Below are 16,249 nucleotides of genomic sequence, written 5' to 3' on the forward strand. Positions count from 1 at the left end.
GCAGCACCCTGTGAGCCCGGTCACCGTTGCGTACGTTTCGTTCACGCGAAACCGACCGGGCAGACTCGGGCGATGCGCATTCCCCGCCCCCGGAGCCTCGCCGGCCGGCTCTTCGCGATGCAGCTCGTGCTGGTCGCCGCGGCCGTCGGCGGCTTCGCGCTCTTCTCGTACGCCATGGACCGCACAGGGGCCGAGGAGACCGCGCGCCGGCAGACGACGGCCACAGCGGCGGACCACCCGTCGGTGGCGACCGCCGTCCGGTCCGCCGACCCGACGGCGCTTCTGCAGCCGTACGCCGAGCGGCTGCGGAAGGACGCGGGGTCGACTTCGTGGTGATCATGGCGCCGGACGGCAGGCGGTGGACCCATCCCGAACCCGGACGGTTAGGACAGGTCTGTCTCGGTCACATCGACCAGGCGCGGAAGGGCCGCACCATCTCGGAGACCTACACGGGGACGCTCGGGCCGTCGGCGCGGACCGTCGCACCTCGGGAGCGAATCCCGGGTCGACGGGGCCTTCCACGGCGGTGATCGACACGGCTGACTACCCGTTGGTAGGCTGCCGCACGTCCTGACGCTCCCGGTGCCGCACCCGCACCGCCCGCAGCACCTGGACCACCCCTTCGGAACGGCAGACCGCCGCCACGGCCTCCCACTGGACCTTCCTACGAGATCACACCTTGTGCGAACGCACCGTAGGCGGCGGTGACTCTCCGCTCCTACGGTGTGCGCGTGCACTCCACCCCGCCTTTCAACGCTCCCGCCGCCCGCCGACTGCGCGAGGCGCTGGGTATGGCACCGGGCCATGTCGCCTACGGGCTCCAAGCCCAGTACGGCCTCCGGATCGGCCCGGAGACCGTGGTCGCCTGGGAACGGGGGCTCAGGGCGCCCGAGTCCCGTGAACTGACCGCGCTCGCGGGAGTGCTGTGGTGCTCGCCCGGCGAACTGCTCGGCATCCCCCACAGCCTGCGCGAGCACCGGATCGCCCGCGCCATGGGCGCCGACGAACTGGCCCGCCGCGTGGGCATGGACAGCTCGACGTACCGGCGCATGGAGGACGCCGGCCGCTGGCGCGGGAACGAGCGGCAGACCGCCGCGCTCGCCGAGGCGCTGTCCCTGACCCCGCGCGAGCTGCTGACCGCCACCGGGCGCGGGCAGGAGCTGACGGAGCTGCTGCGGAGCGCGGCGACGACCCGCTGGCGGGCGTATGTGCGTCCGCTGGCGAAGATGCTGCCCCTGCCGCGGCGGCGGCTCGAGGACGTACTGCAGCGGCTGCACTCGGACTACCATGCGCGGATGGCCGCCACCTCCAGCTGGGGTGCTTCGGCGGGATCCGGCCAGTCGGGCCGGGACTTCCTCGACCGGATCGAGGAGCACTTCTGGGCGCTCGTCTCCGGGTAGCGCGGCCGGCGCGCGGCACCGGCTGCCCGGATCCGATTGCGCCTTTCGCCATCGCATGGTTACCAAGGGGTGGAGAGAACGCTCCGTTCCGTCCATCGTTAAACGCGAACATGCCAAGGCCCCCGGCTCCCCGGCCGACGGGCGTCCATCGGACCTCCCTCAGGAGCGACCCCCCATGCATGTACGCAAGTGGACCACCCGCGCCGCGGTCACGGCGGGTGCGCTGGCCCTCACCACCGCCATGGCCGCCACGGCCTCGGCCGGCACGGTGAACGCCGCGCCGAGGACCTCGTCCGCGGCTTCCTCCCAGGGTTCCGGGGTTCCCCCGGCTGCCGGAGCCTCCGCGGCTTCCGCGGCTTCTGCTGCTTCTGCTGCTTCTGCTGCCTCGGCGACGACCCCGGTCGCGGCCCTGGCCGCGGAAACCAGCCGCACACCGAGGACCGGCGGACTCACCGCAGCCGGCCTGGCGGGCGTCGACTACGCCACCTGGCAGCGGGACGTCACGGCGGCGCTCGCCACCGCCCGCCCCTATGTCGAGCAGCGCACGGCGGGAGCCTCCGGCCAGCGGCTGGCGATGGTGCTGGACATCGACAACACCTCGCTGGAGACGGACTTCCACTACTTCTGGGAGTACCCGACGCCGGCGGTCGGGCAGGTCCTGGACCTCGTCCGCTACGCGGACTCCCGCGGGGTGGACATCTTCTTCGTCACCGCCCGCCCCGGCATCGTCGAGGCGATGACCTCGTACAACCTCAAGAAGGCCGGCTTCCCCGTCGACGGTCTGCACGTGCGCCGCCTGCCGGACCTGTTCGACGAGGTCAGTGCGTACAAGACCGGCAAGCGCAAGGAGATCGAGGGCAAGGGCTACACGATCATCGCCAATGTCGGCAACCGGTCCAGCGACCTGGCGGGCGGCCACGCCGAGCGGACGTTCAAACTGCCCGACTACGGCGGCAAGCTGTCCTGACCGGAGCCCCGCCACGCCCGAGGACAGCGTCCACCGGCCGCCTCGGACAGGAGCCGGTATTGCCCGCCGCCGGTTCAGAAGACCGACTCGGCCTCGTGCATCCGGCTTTCCGGCACGGTCTTCAGCCGGGTCACCGCCTCCGCGAGCGGCACCGTGACCACCTCGGTGCCGCGCAGCGCGGTCATCCTCCCGAACTCGCCGCGGTGCACGGCCTCCACCGCGTGCCAGCCGAAGCGGTTGGCGAGCACCCGGTCGTAGGCGGTCGGCGTGCCGCCGCGCTGCACATGACCCAGGATGACCGGGCGGGCCTCCTTGCCCATCCGCCGCTCCAGCTCGGCCGCCAGCCGGGTGCCGATGCCGGTGAAGCGCTCGTGCCCGTACTGGTCGATCTCGCCCTTCCGGTACTCCATGGAGCCCTCGGCCGGGTGTGCGCCCTCGGCGACGCAGATGACGGCGAACTTCTTGCCCCGGGCGAAACGCTCCTCGACCATCTTCACCAGGTCCTCGACCTGGAAGGGCCGCTCGGGCAGGCAGATGCCGTGCGCGCCGCCGGCCATGCCGGACTCGAGCGCGATCCAGCCGGCGTGCCGCCCCATGACCTCCACGACCATGACCCGCTGGTGGGACTCCGCGGTGGTCTTGAGCCGGTCGATCGCCTCGGTGGCCACCGTCACGGCGGTGTCGAAGCCGAAGGTGCGGTCGGTGGACGAGATGTCGTTGTCGATGGTCTTCGGTACGCCGACCACGGGCATCCCGGCGTCCGACAGCATCCGCGCCGCGGTCAGGGTGCCCTCGCCGCCCACCGGGACGAGTGCGTCGAGTCCGTACGTCCGCGCCAACTCGAGGCTGCTCTCGGCGGCTTCGCACAGCCGGGAGCGCTCCAGCCGGGCCGAGCCGAGGATCGTGCCGCCGCGAGCGAGGACGCCGCTGACGGCGTTGAGGTCCAGGGTGCGGTAGTGGCCCTCGAGCAGGCCCTTGAACCCGTCCTCGAAGCCGATGACTTCGTCTCCGTAACCGGTCAGCGCGCGGTGCACGACCGACCGGATCACCGCGTTGAGGCCGGGGCAGTCGCCCCCCGCGGTCAGAATGCCGATGCGCATGGTGCCGTGTCTCCTGCTCGCTGGTGGGGCCGGTGGGCCTCGTCCCGATTCTCACACGCGGGGCCGGGTCCACGCCGGTCAGACGGGTCCCCGACGCCCCCGCGACCCGGCGGGCTCTTTACCTGGCCTTAGAGGTATCGTCAAGAAGATATTGCCAGCCTATCGGGTTTTCTTGAGCACTCGAACGCAGTCGTCGCCTCGTGCCCGACCGCGGCCCGCCGGGCCCCACCGGCGCCCCGGCGGGGGCTCACCGGAAGCCCGGCGGGAACCCGGCGGGAACCCGGCAGAAACCGGGCCGCAACCCGGCAGGAACCCAGCAGCACCCCAGCAGGACAGGAGAGCACGCGTGACACGCAGCGTGTACGTGACCGGGATCGACCGCGGGGACGGCCGCCAGGTGGTGGACCTGGGAGTCATGGAGCTCCTGACCCGCCAGGTGGACCGGGTGGGGGTGTTCCGGCCCCTCGTCCACGACGACCCCGATCGCCTGTTCGACCTGCTGCGGGTGCGCTACCGGCTCTCCCAGGACCCGGCGACCGCGTACGGCATGGAGTATCACGAGGCGGCGGCGCTCCAGGCCGAGAAGGGCACGGACGAGCTGGTGTCCCGGCTGGTCGACCGCTTCCACGAGGTGGCCCGCGACTACGAGGTCGTCCTGGTGCTCGGGACCGACTTCCGCGCCACCCAGCTCCCCGACGAGCTGGCCCTCAACGCCCGGCTCGCCAACGAGTTCGGCGCTTCGCTGATCGCCGTCGTGGGCGGCAAGGACCAGCCTGCCGAGGCCGTACGGGCCGAGGCCGGCAACGCCCACCGCGCCTACGAGGTGCTGGGCTGCGACATCCTCGCGGTGATCGTGAACCGGGCGGCGGCCGAGGACCGCGACGAGATCGCCGGGCGCCTCACGGCCCGGCTCCCCGTCCCCTGCTACGTCCTCCCCGACGAGCCGGCGCTGGCCGCGCCCACGGTCACCCAGGTCTCCCAGACCCTGGGGGCCGCGGTGCTGCTCGGGGACGACTCCGGGCTGGCCCGTGACGTGCTCGACTTCGTCTTCGGCGGCGCGATGCTGCCGAACGTGCTCAGCGCCCTGAAGCCGGGGTGCATGCTGGTCACCCCGGGGGACCGTGCCGATCTGGTCATCGGCGCGCTGGCCGCCCACTCCGCGGGCACCCCGCCCATCGCCGGTCTGCTGCTGACCCTCGACGAACGCCCGGACGACTCGGTCCTCACCCTGGCCTCCCGGCTCGCCCCGGGGACCCCGGTCATCTCCGTACCGGGCGGCTCCTGGCCCACCGCGGCCGAACTGTTCTCGCTGGAAGGCAGGTTGAACGCGGCCACCCCGCGCAAGGCCGAGACCGCCCTCGGCCTCTTCGAGCGCCATGTCGACACCGCGGGCCTGCTGGCGCGGGTGGAGGTCGCCCGCACCGGACGGGTCACCCCCATGATGTTCGAGCACGACCTGCTGGAGCAGGCGCGGGCCGACCGCCGCCGGGTGGTGCTGCCGGAGGGTGCCGAGGAGCGGGTGCTGCGTGCCGCGGACGTGCTGGTGCGGCGCGACGTCTGCGATCTGACGCTGCTCGGGGACCCCGACGTGATCCGCAGGAAGACCGCCGACCTCGGCATCGACCTCACCGGCGTCCAGCTGATCGACCCCGCGTCCTCGGAGCTGCGGCAGCGCTTCGCCGAACTGTACGCGCAGCTGCGCGCCCACAAGGGCGTCACGGTGGAGCTGGCCTACGACGTCGTCTCGGACGTCAACTACTTCGGCACGCTGATGGTGCAGGAGGGTCTGGCGGACGGCATGGTGTCGGGCTCGGTGCACTCCACGGCCGCCACGATCCGCCCCTCCTTCGAGATCATCAGGACCAGGCCGGGTGCGTCGGTCGTCTCCTCCGTGTTCTTCATGTGCCTGGCCGACCGGGTGCTCGTGTACGGCGACTGCGCGGTCAACCCCGACCCGGACGCCGAGCAGCTCGCGGACATCGCGGTGCAGTCGGCGGCGACCGCCTCCCGGTTCGGCGTCGAGCCGCGGATCGCGATGCTGTCCTACTCCACCGGCACGTCCGGCTCCGGTGCGGACGTGGACAAGGTGCGCGAGGCGACCAAGCTGGTGCGCGAGCGCCGTCCCGAACTCCGGATCGAGGGGCCGATCCAGTACGACGCGGCGGTCGAGCCGTCGGTCGCCGCGACCAAGCTGCCGGACTCCGAGGTCGCGGGCCGCGCCACCGTCCTGGTCTTCCCCGACCTCAACACCGGCAACAACACCTACAAGGCCGTGCAGCGTTCGGCCGGCGCGGTCGCCGTGGGGCCGGTGCTCCAGGGGCTGCGCAAGCCGGTCAACGACCTCTCGCGGGGCGCGCTCGTCAGCGACATCGTCAACACGGTCGCGATCACCGCGATCCAGTCCCAGGGGCAGGAGCCCACCGCATGACCGGATCCCACCGCACGACCGCCCCCGCCACCGCCCCCGCCACCGCCACCCGTGTCCTGGTCCTCAACTCCGGCTCCTCGTCGGTGAAGTACCAGCTCCTCGACATGGCGGACGGCACCCGGCTCGCCTCCGGACTCGTCGAGCGGATCGGGGAGGGGGCCGGGGAGGGGACCGCCCGGATGGTGCACACCCCGCACGCCGGCGAGGCCGGAAGGCGGGAGCGCGGCGGCCCGGTCCCGGACCACGCCGCCGCGCTGAAGGCCGTCGCCGAGGAGCTCGCCCACGACGGGCTGGGCCTTGACTCCCCCGCGCTGGCGGCGATCGGCCACCGGGTGGTGCACGGCGGGATGCGGTTCTCCGCCCCCACCGTGATCACCGACGAGGTGCTGGCCGAGATCGAGCGCCTGGTGCCGGTCGCGCCGCTGCACAACCCGGCCAACATCACCGGCATCCGCACGGCCCGGGCGCTCCGCCCCGACCTGACCCAGGTCGCGGTGTTCGACACCGCGTTCCACACCACCATGCCGGAGTACGCGGCGCGCTACGCGATCGACGTCGAGACCGCCGACGCGCACCGGATCAGGCGCTACGGCTTCCACGGCACCTCGCACGCCTTCGTGTCGCGCCGGGCCGCCGAGCTCCTGGGCAAGGCCCCGGAGGAGGTGAACCTGATCGTGCTGCACCTGGGCAACGGCGCGTCGGCGTCCGCGGTCCGGGCCGGGCGCTGCGTGGACACGTCGATGGGGCTGACCCCCTTGGAGGGGCTCGTCATGGGTACCCGCTCCGGTGACGTCGACCCGGCGGTCACGTTCCATCTCAGGCGGGTGGCCGGGATGTCCGTGGACGATGTCGACGTGCTGCTCAACAAGAGGAGTGGGCTGGTCGGCCTCTGCGGCGACAACGACATGCGGGAGATCGGGCGGCGGATCGAGGAGGGGGACGAGCGCGCCCGGCTCGCCTTCGACATCTACGTCCACCGGCTGAAGAAGTACATCGGCGCGTACTACGCGGTGCTCGGACGGGTGGACGCGGTGGTGTTCACGGCAGGGGTCGGTGAGAACTCCGCTCCGGTGCGGGAGGCTGCCGTCGCCGGTCTGGAGGAGCTGGGACTCGCGGTGGACGCGGGCCTCAACGCCGTACGGTCGGACGCGCCGCGGCTGGTCTCGCCCGCCCGTGCGCGGGTGGCGGTCGCCGTGGTGCCGACCGACGAGGAACTGGAGATCGCCGAGCAGACGTTCGCGCTGGTCGCCGCGGGTCGCCGGGGCGGCGGCCGGGAGTCCTGAAAGATGCCTGAGAGACATGCGAAAGGGGCGCGGAAGAGGCGTGCGACAGCAACGGCTGAGCGGCCAGGCGCCCATTTGTACATTCCACCAGACGGAATATTCCGCGTAGAAACAAACCGATAGGATCCGCCCTATGCGCCGTTCCAAAATCGTCTGCACGCTGGGCCCCGCCGTCGACTCCTATGAGCAGCTGAAAGCGCTCATCGAGGCCGGCATGAACGTGGCCCGTTTCAACATGAGCCACGGGACCCGGGCAGAGCACCAGGAGCGGTACGACCGCCTCCGCCGCGCGGCGGCGGAGACCGGCCGCGCCGTAGGCGTACTCGCCGACCTCCAGGGCCCGAAGATCCGTCTGGAGACCTTCGCCGAGGGGCCGGTCGAGCTGGTCCGCGGCGACGAGTTCACGATCACCACCGAGGACGTACCGGGCGACAAGTCGACCTGCGGCACCACCTACAAGGGGCTGCCCGGCGACATCTCCAAGGGCGACCAGATCCTGATCAACGACGGCAACGTCGAGCTGCGCGCGGTCGAGGTCGAGGGACCGCGGGTGAAGGCGGTCGTCATCGAGGGCGGCGTCATCTCCGACCACAAGGGAATCAACCTGCCCGGTGCGGCCGTGAACGTCCCGGCCCTGTCGGAGAAGGACGTCGAGGACCTGCGCTTCGCCCTGCGCATGGGCTGCGACCTGGTCGCGCTCTCCTTCGTGCGGGACGCCGACGACGTCAAGGACGTCCACAAGGTGATGGACGAGGAGGGCCGCCGGGTCCCCGTCATCGCCAAGGTGGAGAAGCCGCAGGCCGTGGAGAACATGGCGGACGTCGTCATGGCCTTCGACGGGGTGATGGTGGCGCGCGGCGACCTGGCCGTCGAGTACCCCCTGGAGCGGGTCCCGATGGTGCAGAAGCGGCTGATCGAGCTGTGCCGGCGGAACGCCAAGCCGGTGATCGTCGCGACCCAGATGATGGAGTCGATGATCACCAACTCCCGCCCGACCCGCGCCGAGGCGTCCGACGTCGCGAACGCGATCCTGGACGGCGCCGACGCGGTCATGCTCTCGGCCGAGTCGTCCGTGGGCGCGTACCCGATCGAGACCGTCAAGACGATGTCCAAGATCGTCACCGCGGCGGAGGAGGAACTGCTCTCCAAGGGCCTCCAGCCCCTGGTCCCCGGCAAGAAGCCGCGCACCCAGGGCGGTTCGGTGGCCCGCGCCGCCGCCGAGATCGCCGACTTCCTCGGCGGCAAGGCCCTGGTCGCCTTCACCAAGTCCGGCGACACCGCCCGCCGCCTCTCCCGCTACCGCGCCGAGCAGCCGATCCTGGCCTTCACCACGGACGAGACCACCCGCAACCAGCTCACCCTGAGCTGGGGCGTCGAACCCTTCATCGCCCCGTTCGTGGAGACCACGGACGCGATGGTCGACCTCGTGGACGCCGCCCTGCTGAAGCTCCAGCGCTACAACCGGGGCGACACCATGATCATCACCGCGGGCTCGCCTCCGGGCGTCCCCGGCACCACCAACATGGTGCGGGTGCACCACCTGGGTGACGGCCACAGGTCCGCCTGACCCCGCTCGGCCTTCCGCGTGTGCGGGCCGCACCCTGCGGATCCTCGCGGGTGCGGCCCCCATGCGTGCGGAGGCGGGTTGCCGGGGGCGGACCGGCGCCGCATCGGGCGCGTGGTTCCGCGTTCGTGCGGGCGGTCCCGGGCGGCCCGGCCCCGTGGCGGGACCGCGGCCCGCGCCCTCCTACCGCGGCTCTGGAGGCCCTGCGGCCCTGCCGCCCTCAAACGCGAAGACGCGAAGACGCGAAGACGCCGCGGTGGAAGCAGCGCCGCAGCGCCGGCCGGTTATCCGGTGAAGTAGTTGTGCAGTCCGGGCACGGTCAAGGTGCCGCCGAACTGGGCGGCCTGGGTCACCTTGACATCGGTGAACATGGCGAACGGGACGTTCAGCGGCGGTGGGGTCTTCGGGCTGAACGTGACGGGGATGATGCCGAAGAGGTTGCCCTTCAGCTCCTCCGTGTACATGGTCACCGTGCCGTCGCGGATGGTGGAAGTGGAACCGCGCCGCGCCTTGACATGGATCGTGGTGCCGTCGGGCCCCTCCACCAGCTGGTGGAGGTCCTTGATGTCCACGCCCGACGCGGTGAACTTCAGGACCTTCTTGATGCTGCCGCTGCCGGTACGCACCTCGACGATGCCCTGGTAGTCGAGTCCCTTCAGGGTGAGCCGGGAACTCTCCAGCACCCACGGCTCGTCGGGGAGCGCCGGGATGCCGGGCTCCGCCTCGGCGTTGGCGAGTGCCTCCGGGTCGGCGGTCGGGCACGGGAAGCGCGGCTTGCCGTCTGCGCCCTCGGGGATGTCCCCGTCCTTGACCGGGTCGAGACCCTTGATCTCGTCGTCCAGCTCCGCCACCTCGACGCCCGCCTTCTCGGCGGCGTCCCTGATGGCGTCCTCGGTCTGCCCCACGGCCGCGTCCGTGGCCTCGGCCGCGTCCGTGGCGTCTTCGGCGGGCAGGGCGGGCTTCCCGGAGAGCCTGTCCAGGGGCTTCGAGAGAGTGCCCTCGACCGGCGTCGACGGCCTCGACGGTTCTCCGGCCTCCTCCGACCGCTCCTCGGCGGACCCGGCGGACCCGGCGGACCCGGTTGCCGACTCGCCGGTCGCCTGGGCGGGTTCCGGCTCCCTGCCGGGGCGGTCGAGGCCGAACCCGCCGAAGAGGTCCTCGACGGCGTCGCCGACACCCAGCGGGTCGAGCGGTTCGCGGATGTCGGGCGTGCTCAGGGCGGGCTCCGGGGACGGGTCGGCCCACTCGTCCGGGGCCGGGGCCGGGTCCTCGTCCGGGTCCTCGTCCGGCTGGGCGGGCGCGGAGGCCGACGGGCGCTCGCCGGGCTCCGGCCCGTCGGCCCGCAAGCCGGCTGAACCGCTCGGGGACGGCTCGGGTCTGTCCGCCTCCGCCTCCTCGTCGGATGGCTGCTCCGCCTCCGACGCGGACGGCGACTCCTCCGGCCCCCCCGGTTCCCCCGGCTCGTCCGAACGCGTCACGCACGGGCCGGGGGCGAAGGGTATGTCCTGCTTGTCGTCGGCGAGCGCCAGCCTGGGGGTGAGCCCCATACCGACGAAGACCGCCGTGGGCATCGCCGCGAGAGCCATCGCCTTGCCCGCGGGTATCTGCAGTTTGGTCAGCAGGGACTTCCTCGGGGCCGCGTGTCGCGGCCCCCTCGGCCGGCCGGGCTCGACGTCGGCCGCGGTCAGTGATGTCTCGTCACCCGGCACTGCTACCCCCGCCTTCGGAGTGGATGGGCTTCTTCGTCGTGCTCACGGTGTCCGGGTACGGCCGGCCGGGCACCGGCGGAGCCTCGGAGTGGCCGCCCGCCGCCCGGGCGGGCGGCTGCGCCGCATCCGATTCCGGTTCGGCGGGCTCGCCCGGCGCCCAGGAGATGGAGAGCGCACCACCGACCAGGGCGAACAGGAAACCGAACACGAAACCGCCGAAGTTGGCCACGGGAATCGAGATCAACGCCAGCAGAATCGCCGCAACACCCGCGAAGACCCTGACGATGTGGTGGAACCACATCGTCAGCCCGAGCGTGACCAGCAGCACTCCGATGATCAACGCGCCGGCGCCCCCGGTCGTCGCCATGGAGACCGTCATCTGACCGAGGTTGAGGCTCGCGTACGGAAAGTAGGCGATCGGAATGCCGCCCAGCAGCGTGAACAGCCCCGCCCAGAAGGGCCGCTGTCCCCGCCAGTCGCGGAACCGCCGCTTCAGGACGCGGACATAGTGCTCATTCTGCCCCGGTGACTCGGCGCTCATGAAAAGCTCCCTGGAACTGGCTTGCTGGAGAGAGAGGGAGACGTGCGGGCGGGGCCGCCTCGGGCAACCCCGCCCGCCCGCACGGACCAGGGGTCAGTAGCACTCGACGCCGGAGCCGGCGCCCTTGTGCAGGCGCATGCTCAGACCGCTCAGCTTGAAGGTGCCCGCCGTGGTGGCCCACGCCTTCTGCTTGACGCCCGTCAGCGTGACCTCCTCGGCCTGCTGGGCGAACCCGTTCTGCATGATGGTCTTGTCCTTGACCGCCGGGCCCTTGCCGATGCCGGGGTCGTCCGTGTTCTTGGCCGCGACGCCGATGTCGATGTTCTTGAACTCGGCGTCCGCGTCGAGCTCGGTGACATCGAGGTACAGGTTGGTGGCCCGGACGGGCTCACTGCCCCCGCCCGCCTTGAGCTTGAGGGTGATCTTGCCGAGCAGCGGCACGTCGGTGACCACCGACTGGCACATGCCCCGGATCGACGCCGTCTTGAACGCCGAGATGGCCACCGGGTGGAGGACCTGGTCGTCCCCCTCGGCCACGTTCTTGTAGCCCATGTCGACGCCGCCGTACTGGGCGAAGCCCTTGCCCGTCAGCGAGTCGGTCGAGACCTTGAACTCCTGGCCCGACACCGCGAACGAAGCCGCCAGCGCGCCCTGGGCCAGGCCCACGCCGATCGCGGCCGTCGCGGCCACGGACGGCACCATGACGACGGCGAACCGCTTCCATCTGGTCCCACCACGAACCTGGGACATAAGTTTCCTCCTTCTCGGACGTACATCTCCGGCGCGGACCGTCGAGTCCGGCCTGGGATGGGAGAAGTGCTACGTCCTCGGGAAGGAGAGCGCCTGTGCGTCTGGCGCGAGCAGCGTCCGGCTCACCGGCGATCACCCCCGAGCGACAACCACTGGCCACGCCTTCGCGAGGCCTCGTCGGACAGGCCCTGCCGACGTGGCAGGAACCCCCCTGTCCGCGGCCGGCGCCTCTGCCGCCGACCGGCTCGGTGGGGACCCAGGACCGCGGTACGCGGCTGGCTGCCGGGCGGGATGCGGTGATGGACCGAGCGTGGCCGATCGTGGTGCATGACGAGCCGGGGCACAAGAGGGTTCGTTACTCGCTAGTAACGGACTGATAACCACCCGGCGGCGAGACGGCGCCGCCCGGACACCCAGGGTGCCACGAAAGAGCGCGGGGGAAAGGGAGTTTCACCCAGATAAGAGGACAGAACAATGCGGCCGATCCCCTGCGGGTAACTGCGAGTAACAGCGGCCCCGCTTTACCAATTTTCGGTAAAGCGGGGCCGCCATCCGCCACTGCCCGGCCAACCCGGTCCACACCCCCGCCTCCCCGTGCCGCCGCCCGCCCGGGGGCCCGGCGGGCGGCGGCACGGGCGCGCCGCCCGGGCCGGGAACCCGGACGCCGGGGCCCCGGGCACGGGCACCGCTCCGTCCGGGCCGCCCGCCACGCCGATGCGCGGGGCCCCGGCACGGGCACGGTCAGAACAGGACTCTGGCGAGCGCCGTGCGCGCCGCCGTGACCCTCGGGTCGTCCGGGCCGATCACCTCGAACAGCTCCAGCAGCCGCACCCGCGCGGCGTCGCGGTCCTCACCGGCCGTCCTGCGCACGGCCTCGACCAGCCGGCCGAACGCGTCCTGCACATGGCCGCCGGCAAGGTCCAGATCCGCGGCGGCGATCTGCGACCGAACGTCGCCGGGGTGGTCGGCGGCGTCCTGCCGCACCTTCTGCGGGTCCATCTCCCGCACCCGGGACAGCAGTTCCGCCTGTGCGAGGCCGAGCTTGGCCTCGGAGTTGCCCGGGTCGTCGGAGAGGACGTTCCGGTACGCCCGGACGGCGCCGCCGAGGTCGCCCGCGTCGAGGGCGTCGACCGCCGCCTGAAGCGCGGCGTCATACGGGCCGGCAACAGGGGCGGGGGCGGGGGCCTGCTCACCGGCGTCCGCGTCGACGGTCAGACCGGTCAGACCGAAGCGCTGCTCACCGACCTGGATCAGCTGGTCGAGGGTCTCGCGGATCTGGGGCTCCGGCGCCATCCCCTGGAAGAGCGGCAGCGCCTGGCCGGCGACCACCGCGAACACGGCGGGGATTCCCTGGATCCCGAACTGCTGCATCAGCATCTGGTTGGCTTCGACGTCGATCTTGGCGAGCACGAAGCGGCCGTTGTACTCCTGGGCCAGCCGCTCCAGCACCGGGCTCAGCTGCTTGCAGGGCTCGCACCACTCGGCCCAGAAGTCGAGGACGACCGGCACCTCGGCGGAGCGCTGGAGGACGTCGTCCTCGAAGCCCGCCTCGTCGACATCGATCACCAGGGCGGACGGGGGCACCGCACCGCCGCCGCCCTGCCGGGCGGTCTCCGCGCGCGTCTGCTCGGCCTTGGCCTTGGCCTCACCGGCCGCCTTCACCGCGGCGAGGTCGACGACGCCGCTCATGGACATGTTCCTAGGCTGCATGAGTACATCCTCCCCCCTCCACGCGCACGAGCGAAAAATTCGGAGCGCCGGGCCGGTACAGCGGTCGTGCGTACGGCCCCGCACGCCTGCGCCGGGTCCCCACCCGGCGTCAGTGGTTGTCGCTTTCGCTACGAGTCGTAGCGTAACTGGTCCGATACGGCGCCGGGGCTCCCGCTCCGGTGAAGTGGCTCACAGCGATCTTCCTACTGGCCGGTATGGTCGCCTCCATGCGCAGTCACCCCCGCCGGGCCCCGGCCCGTACCGGCCGCCCCCGCAGCGCCGAGGCGGACGCTGCCATCCTCGGGGCCACCAGGGCGGCACTGGTGGAGCTGGGCTGGTCCAGGCTGACGCTCGGCGATGTGGCGACCCGGGCGGGGGTGGCGAAGACGACGGTCTACCGGCGCTGGTCGGGCAAGAGCGAGTTGGTCGTGGACGCGGTCGCGGAGCTCTTCGACGAGCTGGAGCTGCCCGACCGGGGCAGCCTGGCCGCGGACATCGAGGGCGTGGTCCTTCAGTTCGCAGCGCTGCTGGAACGCCCCGAGGCCAGGACCGCGCTGATGGCGGTGGTCGCGGAGTCGACGACCGACGTCCCGCTGCGCGAGCGGATCAGGGTGTCGATCGTGGACCGGCAGAAGCGGCTGGTCCTGGAGGGCCGCGCCCGAGCCCGGGCACGCGGGGAGCTGCCGGTGGAGACCGACCCGGTCACGGCCGCCCGGGCGGCCGATCTGATCTTCGACATGATCGCGGGCGCGGTCGTCCACCGCGCGCTGGTGAGCTGCGAACCCGTCGACCGGCACTGGGTAGGCCGCTTCACCGCGGTCCTGCTGGGCGGACTGGGCGCGGCGGAGTCCTGACCGCGCCCCCGCCCCGGTGGACCGTGCGGCGCATGAGGGTTCTTCAGGACGCGCTTGCCCGGCGCCCCGACAGAGTGATGATCGCCGCTCCGAGCGCACAGCCGATGCCGGCTGCGAGATAGGCGAGGTGGTAGCCGGTGAGCCGGTCATCGCTGGTCGCTGCGACCAGGACCAGGAACGCCACTCCGACGCTGGCGCCGATCTGCTGTGCCACGACATTCACCGCCCCGGCGACCGCATGTCGTTCCGGGTCGACACCGGTGAGCGCGGCGGACGTCATCGAGGGGAAGTTCAGTCCTTGGCCGATGCCGCTGATCACCAGGCCGGGCAGCACATACAGCAGATAGCTGCCCTGGTGGGGTGTGCTCGTCCACAGCGCTGTCCCTCCGCCGATCAGGACGAGCCCGACGGCCATCAGCGTGCGCGGCGTGTACTTGGCAAGCAGGCGTCCGGTGACGAAGTTGGCGGTGAGGAAAACGCCCGCCGACATCGGTACCAGCGCGAGACCGGACTCGAACGGAGAGTACTCCAGCATCCCCTGCAGATAGAGCGGCGCGAAGAACAGCATCCCGACCGAGCCCATGTACTGGAGGAACGCCGCCAGGCTCGCTGCCCGCACCGATGCCACCCGGAAGAGGCCGAGAGGAAGCACCGGGTCGGCATTGCGGTGCTCGCACACGACGAAGAGCAGCAGGAACACCACTGCGACGCAGAAGGAGCCCCATGCCAACGCGCCGCTGCTGCTCGCGCCTACGACCAGCAGGGTGAGGCCGATTGTGCCCGAGATCGCACCGGGCAGGTCCAACTGGCCGCCGCGCCCTGCACCACCGGGCAGCCCAGCGCGCGTCGCGGCCAGCACGGCCACCCCCACCACCACCGAGAACCACAGCACCGACCGCCAGCCGAGGAACTGGGTCAGCACACCGCCCAGCAGCACCCCGCCGCTGAAGCTCGCCGCGCCGACCGCCGCGTACACGCTCAAGGCCCGGTTGCGGGCCGGGCCGGCCGGAAACACCTCGGTCAGCAGGGCCAGTGCCGCCGGACCCGACAGGGCCGCGCCGATGCCCTGGACCGCACGCGCACCGAGCAGCACCCAGGTGCTCGGCGCCGCAGCCCCGACCAACGCGGCCACCGTGAACAGTGCGACACCGAGTTCGAACACCCGCCGTCGGCCGAACACATCGGCCAGGCGGCCGCCTACCAGCAGGAAGCCGGCGAACGTCACGGCGTAGGCAATCATGACCCACTGGAGCGTGCTGTCGTCCAGGTCGAAACGGGCTCCGACGGACGGCAGGGCGGCGTTGAGCACCCCGAGACCACTCACATCCAGTGCGAGCGCCCCGGCCAGCACCCCGAGTGCCAGTCCCGGCCGGTGCCTTGCCCTCACCTCTGTACCGGTCATGCGGGCATCCCGGGGAACTCGCCGCCGGCCGACCGGCGGTTGCCGGGGTGCACCCGGATGACACTGCCGGAGCCGGACAGCCCGGTGGCCGACCCGCCGTCGCGTATCCGGTCGGCGGCAACCGCCCGAAGGAAGGGGTGGCTGAGCCGTGATCGGGCGAACGCTCCGCCCGCAACTGCTGCAGGCGTGCGGGGTTGCGCGGCCGCAAAGCGATGTGCGGAATGGCCGGATAAGGCATCGTCGGCACCGCCTGTGCGCTGCTGCCGTGTTGTGGCGAATTCTATCCGTCCGGTGCCCATTACCAGGACGTCTGCGCCAGCCGACGTCGACTCGTCGTTCATGATTCTCATGCCGAGCAGCTTGCAGTGCCGCTCGCCCGCTGTCCAGGCCGGCCCTGCCCCCTACGTGTACGCCGCCGGAGCATGTCCCGCACATCCGCTGAGCATCAAGAGAACTCCGTGGTTTCCCACTCCGCTCAAGGCTCCCCCGGGGACGGCCGCCGCCGGCTTCCGCTGCTGCGACTGCACTGGGTTGCCGATAC

Annotated in this window: 13 protein-coding genes and 1 pseudogene; 7 read left to right on the forward strand and 7 right to left on the reverse strand. The window is 71.7% G+C overall.

Annotation, left to right across the window (positions count from 1 at the left end):
• Positions 1-72: 72 nt before the first annotated feature.
• From SCWH03_RS08825 to SCWH03_RS08835, 3 genes and pseudogenes are all read left to right on the forward strand, one after another.
• Positions 73-488: pseudogene (locus SCWH03_RS08825) on the forward strand (histidine kinase); the annotation flags it as partial.
• A 303-nt stretch (positions 489-791) separates the two neighbouring features.
• A complete protein-coding gene (locus tag SCWH03_RS08830; RefSeq protein WP_173263774.1) occupies positions 792-1,400 on the forward strand; it encodes a helix-turn-helix domain-containing protein in 609 nt (202 codons plus the stop codon).
• A 175-nt stretch (positions 1,401-1,575) separates the two neighbouring features.
• Positions 1,576-2,367 (forward strand): HAD family acid phosphatase, encoded by a 792-nt coding sequence (locus SCWH03_RS08835; RefSeq protein WP_173263602.1) that lies wholly within the window; start codon positions 1,576-1,578, stop codon positions 2,365-2,367.
• A gap of 74 nt (positions 2,368-2,441) precedes the next feature.
• Here SCWH03_RS08835 and SCWH03_RS08840 read toward each other — a convergent pair whose 3' ends face one another.
• A complete protein-coding gene (locus SCWH03_RS08840; protein WP_173263603.1) occupies positions 2,442-3,467 on the reverse strand; it encodes an ATP-dependent 6-phosphofructokinase in 1,026 nt (341 codons plus the stop codon).
• 346 nt (positions 3,468-3,813) lie between these two features.
• On the opposite strand from SCWH03_RS08840, the gene pta reads away from it, so the two are divergent.
• The 3 genes from pta (at position 3,814) to pyk (ending at position 8,745) form a co-directional block, all read left to right on the forward strand.
• Positions 3,814-5,895, forward strand: coding sequence for a phosphate acetyltransferase (pta, locus tag SCWH03_RS08845; protein ID WP_173263604.1), 2,082 nt, complete (start codon positions 3,814-3,816; stop codon positions 5,893-5,895).
• On the forward strand, positions 5,892-7,178 hold the full coding sequence (locus SCWH03_RS08850; protein ID WP_173263605.1) for an acetate kinase: 1,287 nt from the start codon (positions 5,892-5,894) through the stop codon (positions 7,176-7,178). The genes pta and SCWH03_RS08850 overlap by 4 nt, the downstream gene beginning before the upstream one ends.
• 133 nt (positions 7,179-7,311) lie before the next feature.
• Positions 7,312-8,745, forward strand: coding sequence for a pyruvate kinase (gene pyk, locus SCWH03_RS08855; protein ID WP_173263606.1), 1,434 nt, complete (start codon positions 7,312-7,314; stop codon positions 8,743-8,745).
• Between the two features lie 281 nt (positions 8,746-9,026).
• Here the strand turns inward: pyk and SCWH03_RS08860 are convergent, their stop codons facing one another.
• From SCWH03_RS08860 to SCWH03_RS08875, 4 genes are all read right to left on the reverse strand, one after another.
• A complete protein-coding gene (locus SCWH03_RS08860; RefSeq protein ID WP_173263607.1) occupies positions 9,027-10,451 on the reverse strand; it encodes a hypothetical protein in 1,425 nt (474 codons plus the stop codon).
• Positions 10,441-10,992 carry a DUF6114 domain-containing protein gene (locus SCWH03_RS08865; RefSeq protein WP_173263608.1) on the reverse strand — a complete coding sequence of 184 codons (552 nt, stop codon included), beginning with the start codon at positions 10,990-10,992 and terminating at the stop codon, positions 10,441-10,443. Before SCWH03_RS08865 ends, SCWH03_RS08860 begins: the two co-directional genes overlap by 11 nt.
• A 93-nt stretch (positions 10,993-11,085) precedes the next feature.
• On the reverse strand, positions 11,086-11,742 hold the full coding sequence (locus SCWH03_RS08870; RefSeq protein WP_173263609.1) for a DUF6230 family protein: 657 nt from the start codon (positions 11,740-11,742) through the stop codon (positions 11,086-11,088).
• A 741-nt stretch (positions 11,743-12,483) separates the two neighbouring features.
• On the reverse strand, positions 12,484-13,452 hold the full coding sequence (locus SCWH03_RS08875; RefSeq protein ID WP_173263610.1) for a tetratricopeptide repeat protein: 969 nt from the start codon (positions 13,450-13,452) through the stop codon (positions 12,484-12,486).
• 215 nt (positions 13,453-13,667) lie between these two features.
• Here SCWH03_RS08875 and SCWH03_RS08880 point away from each other — a divergent pair, with 215 nt between their 5' ends.
• Positions 13,668-14,306, forward strand: a complete 639-nt coding sequence (locus tag SCWH03_RS08880; RefSeq protein ID WP_173263775.1) for a TetR/AcrR family transcriptional regulator — start codon at positions 13,668-13,670, stop codon at positions 14,304-14,306.
• Positions 14,307-14,349: 43 nt separating this feature from the next.
• On the opposite strand, the gene SCWH03_RS08885 is transcribed toward SCWH03_RS08880, so the two are convergent.
• Together SCWH03_RS08885 and SCWH03_RS08890 are read right to left on the reverse strand one after the other, a co-directional pair.
• The gene (locus tag SCWH03_RS08885; RefSeq protein WP_173263611.1) at positions 14,350-15,708 is read right to left on the reverse strand and encodes an MFS transporter; all 1,359 of its coding nucleotides are present in this window, start codon (positions 15,706-15,708) and stop codon (positions 14,350-14,352) included.
• Complete coding sequence (locus SCWH03_RS08890) at positions 15,705-16,058, reverse strand: hypothetical protein (RefSeq protein ID WP_173263612.1); 354 nt, start codon at positions 16,056-16,058, stop codon at positions 15,705-15,707. Before SCWH03_RS08890 ends, SCWH03_RS08885 begins: the two co-directional genes overlap by 4 nt.
• Positions 16,059-16,249: the final 191 nt, after the last annotated feature.

This window comes from Streptomyces pacificus, from assembly GCF_011766325.1.
Classification (GTDB): domain Bacteria; phylum Actinomycetota; class Actinomycetes; order Streptomycetales; family Streptomycetaceae; genus Streptomyces; species Streptomyces pacificus.

What these genes read in the sequence shown, in the direction of transcription:
- SCWH03_RS08830 (WP_173263774.1), top strand. Translation starts at nt 792, where the DNA reads ATGGCACCGGGCCATGTCGCCTACGGGCTCCAAGCCCAGTACGGCCTC.
- pyk (WP_173263606.1), top strand. Translation starts at nt 7,312, where the DNA reads ATGCGCCGTTCCAAAATCGTCTGCACGCTGGGCCCCGCCGTCGACTCC.
- SCWH03_RS08840 (WP_173263603.1), bottom strand. Translation starts at nt 3,467, where the DNA reads ATGCGCATCGGCATTCTGACCGCGGGGGGCGACTGCCCCGGCCTCAAC.
- SCWH03_RS08835 (WP_173263602.1), top strand. Translation starts at nt 1,576, where the DNA reads ATGCATGTACGCAAGTGGACCACCCGCGCCGCGGTCACGGCGGGTGCG.
- SCWH03_RS08885 (WP_173263611.1), bottom strand. Translation starts at nt 15,708, where the DNA reads ATGACCGGTACAGAGGTGAGGGCAAGGCACCGGCCGGGACTGGCACTC.
- SCWH03_RS08870 (WP_173263609.1), bottom strand. Translation starts at nt 11,742, where the DNA reads ATGTCCCAGGTTCGTGGTGGGACCAGATGGAAGCGGTTCGCCGTCGTC.
- SCWH03_RS08890 (WP_173263612.1), bottom strand. Translation starts at nt 16,058, where the DNA reads ATGAGAATCATGAACGACGAGTCGACGTCGGCTGGCGCAGACGTCCTG.
- SCWH03_RS08880 (WP_173263775.1), top strand. Translation starts at nt 13,668, where the DNA reads ATGGTCGCCTCCATGCGCAGTCACCCCCGCCGGGCCCCGGCCCGTACC.
- SCWH03_RS08865 (WP_173263608.1), bottom strand. Translation starts at nt 10,992, where the DNA reads ATGAGCGCCGAGTCACCGGGGCAGAATGAGCACTATGTCCGCGTCCTG.
- SCWH03_RS08850 (WP_173263605.1), top strand. Translation starts at nt 5,892, where the DNA reads ATGACCGGATCCCACCGCACGACCGCCCCCGCCACCGCCCCCGCCACC.
- SCWH03_RS08875 (WP_173263610.1), bottom strand. Translation starts at nt 13,452, where the DNA reads ATGCAGCCTAGGAACATGTCCATGAGCGGCGTCGTCGACCTCGCCGCG.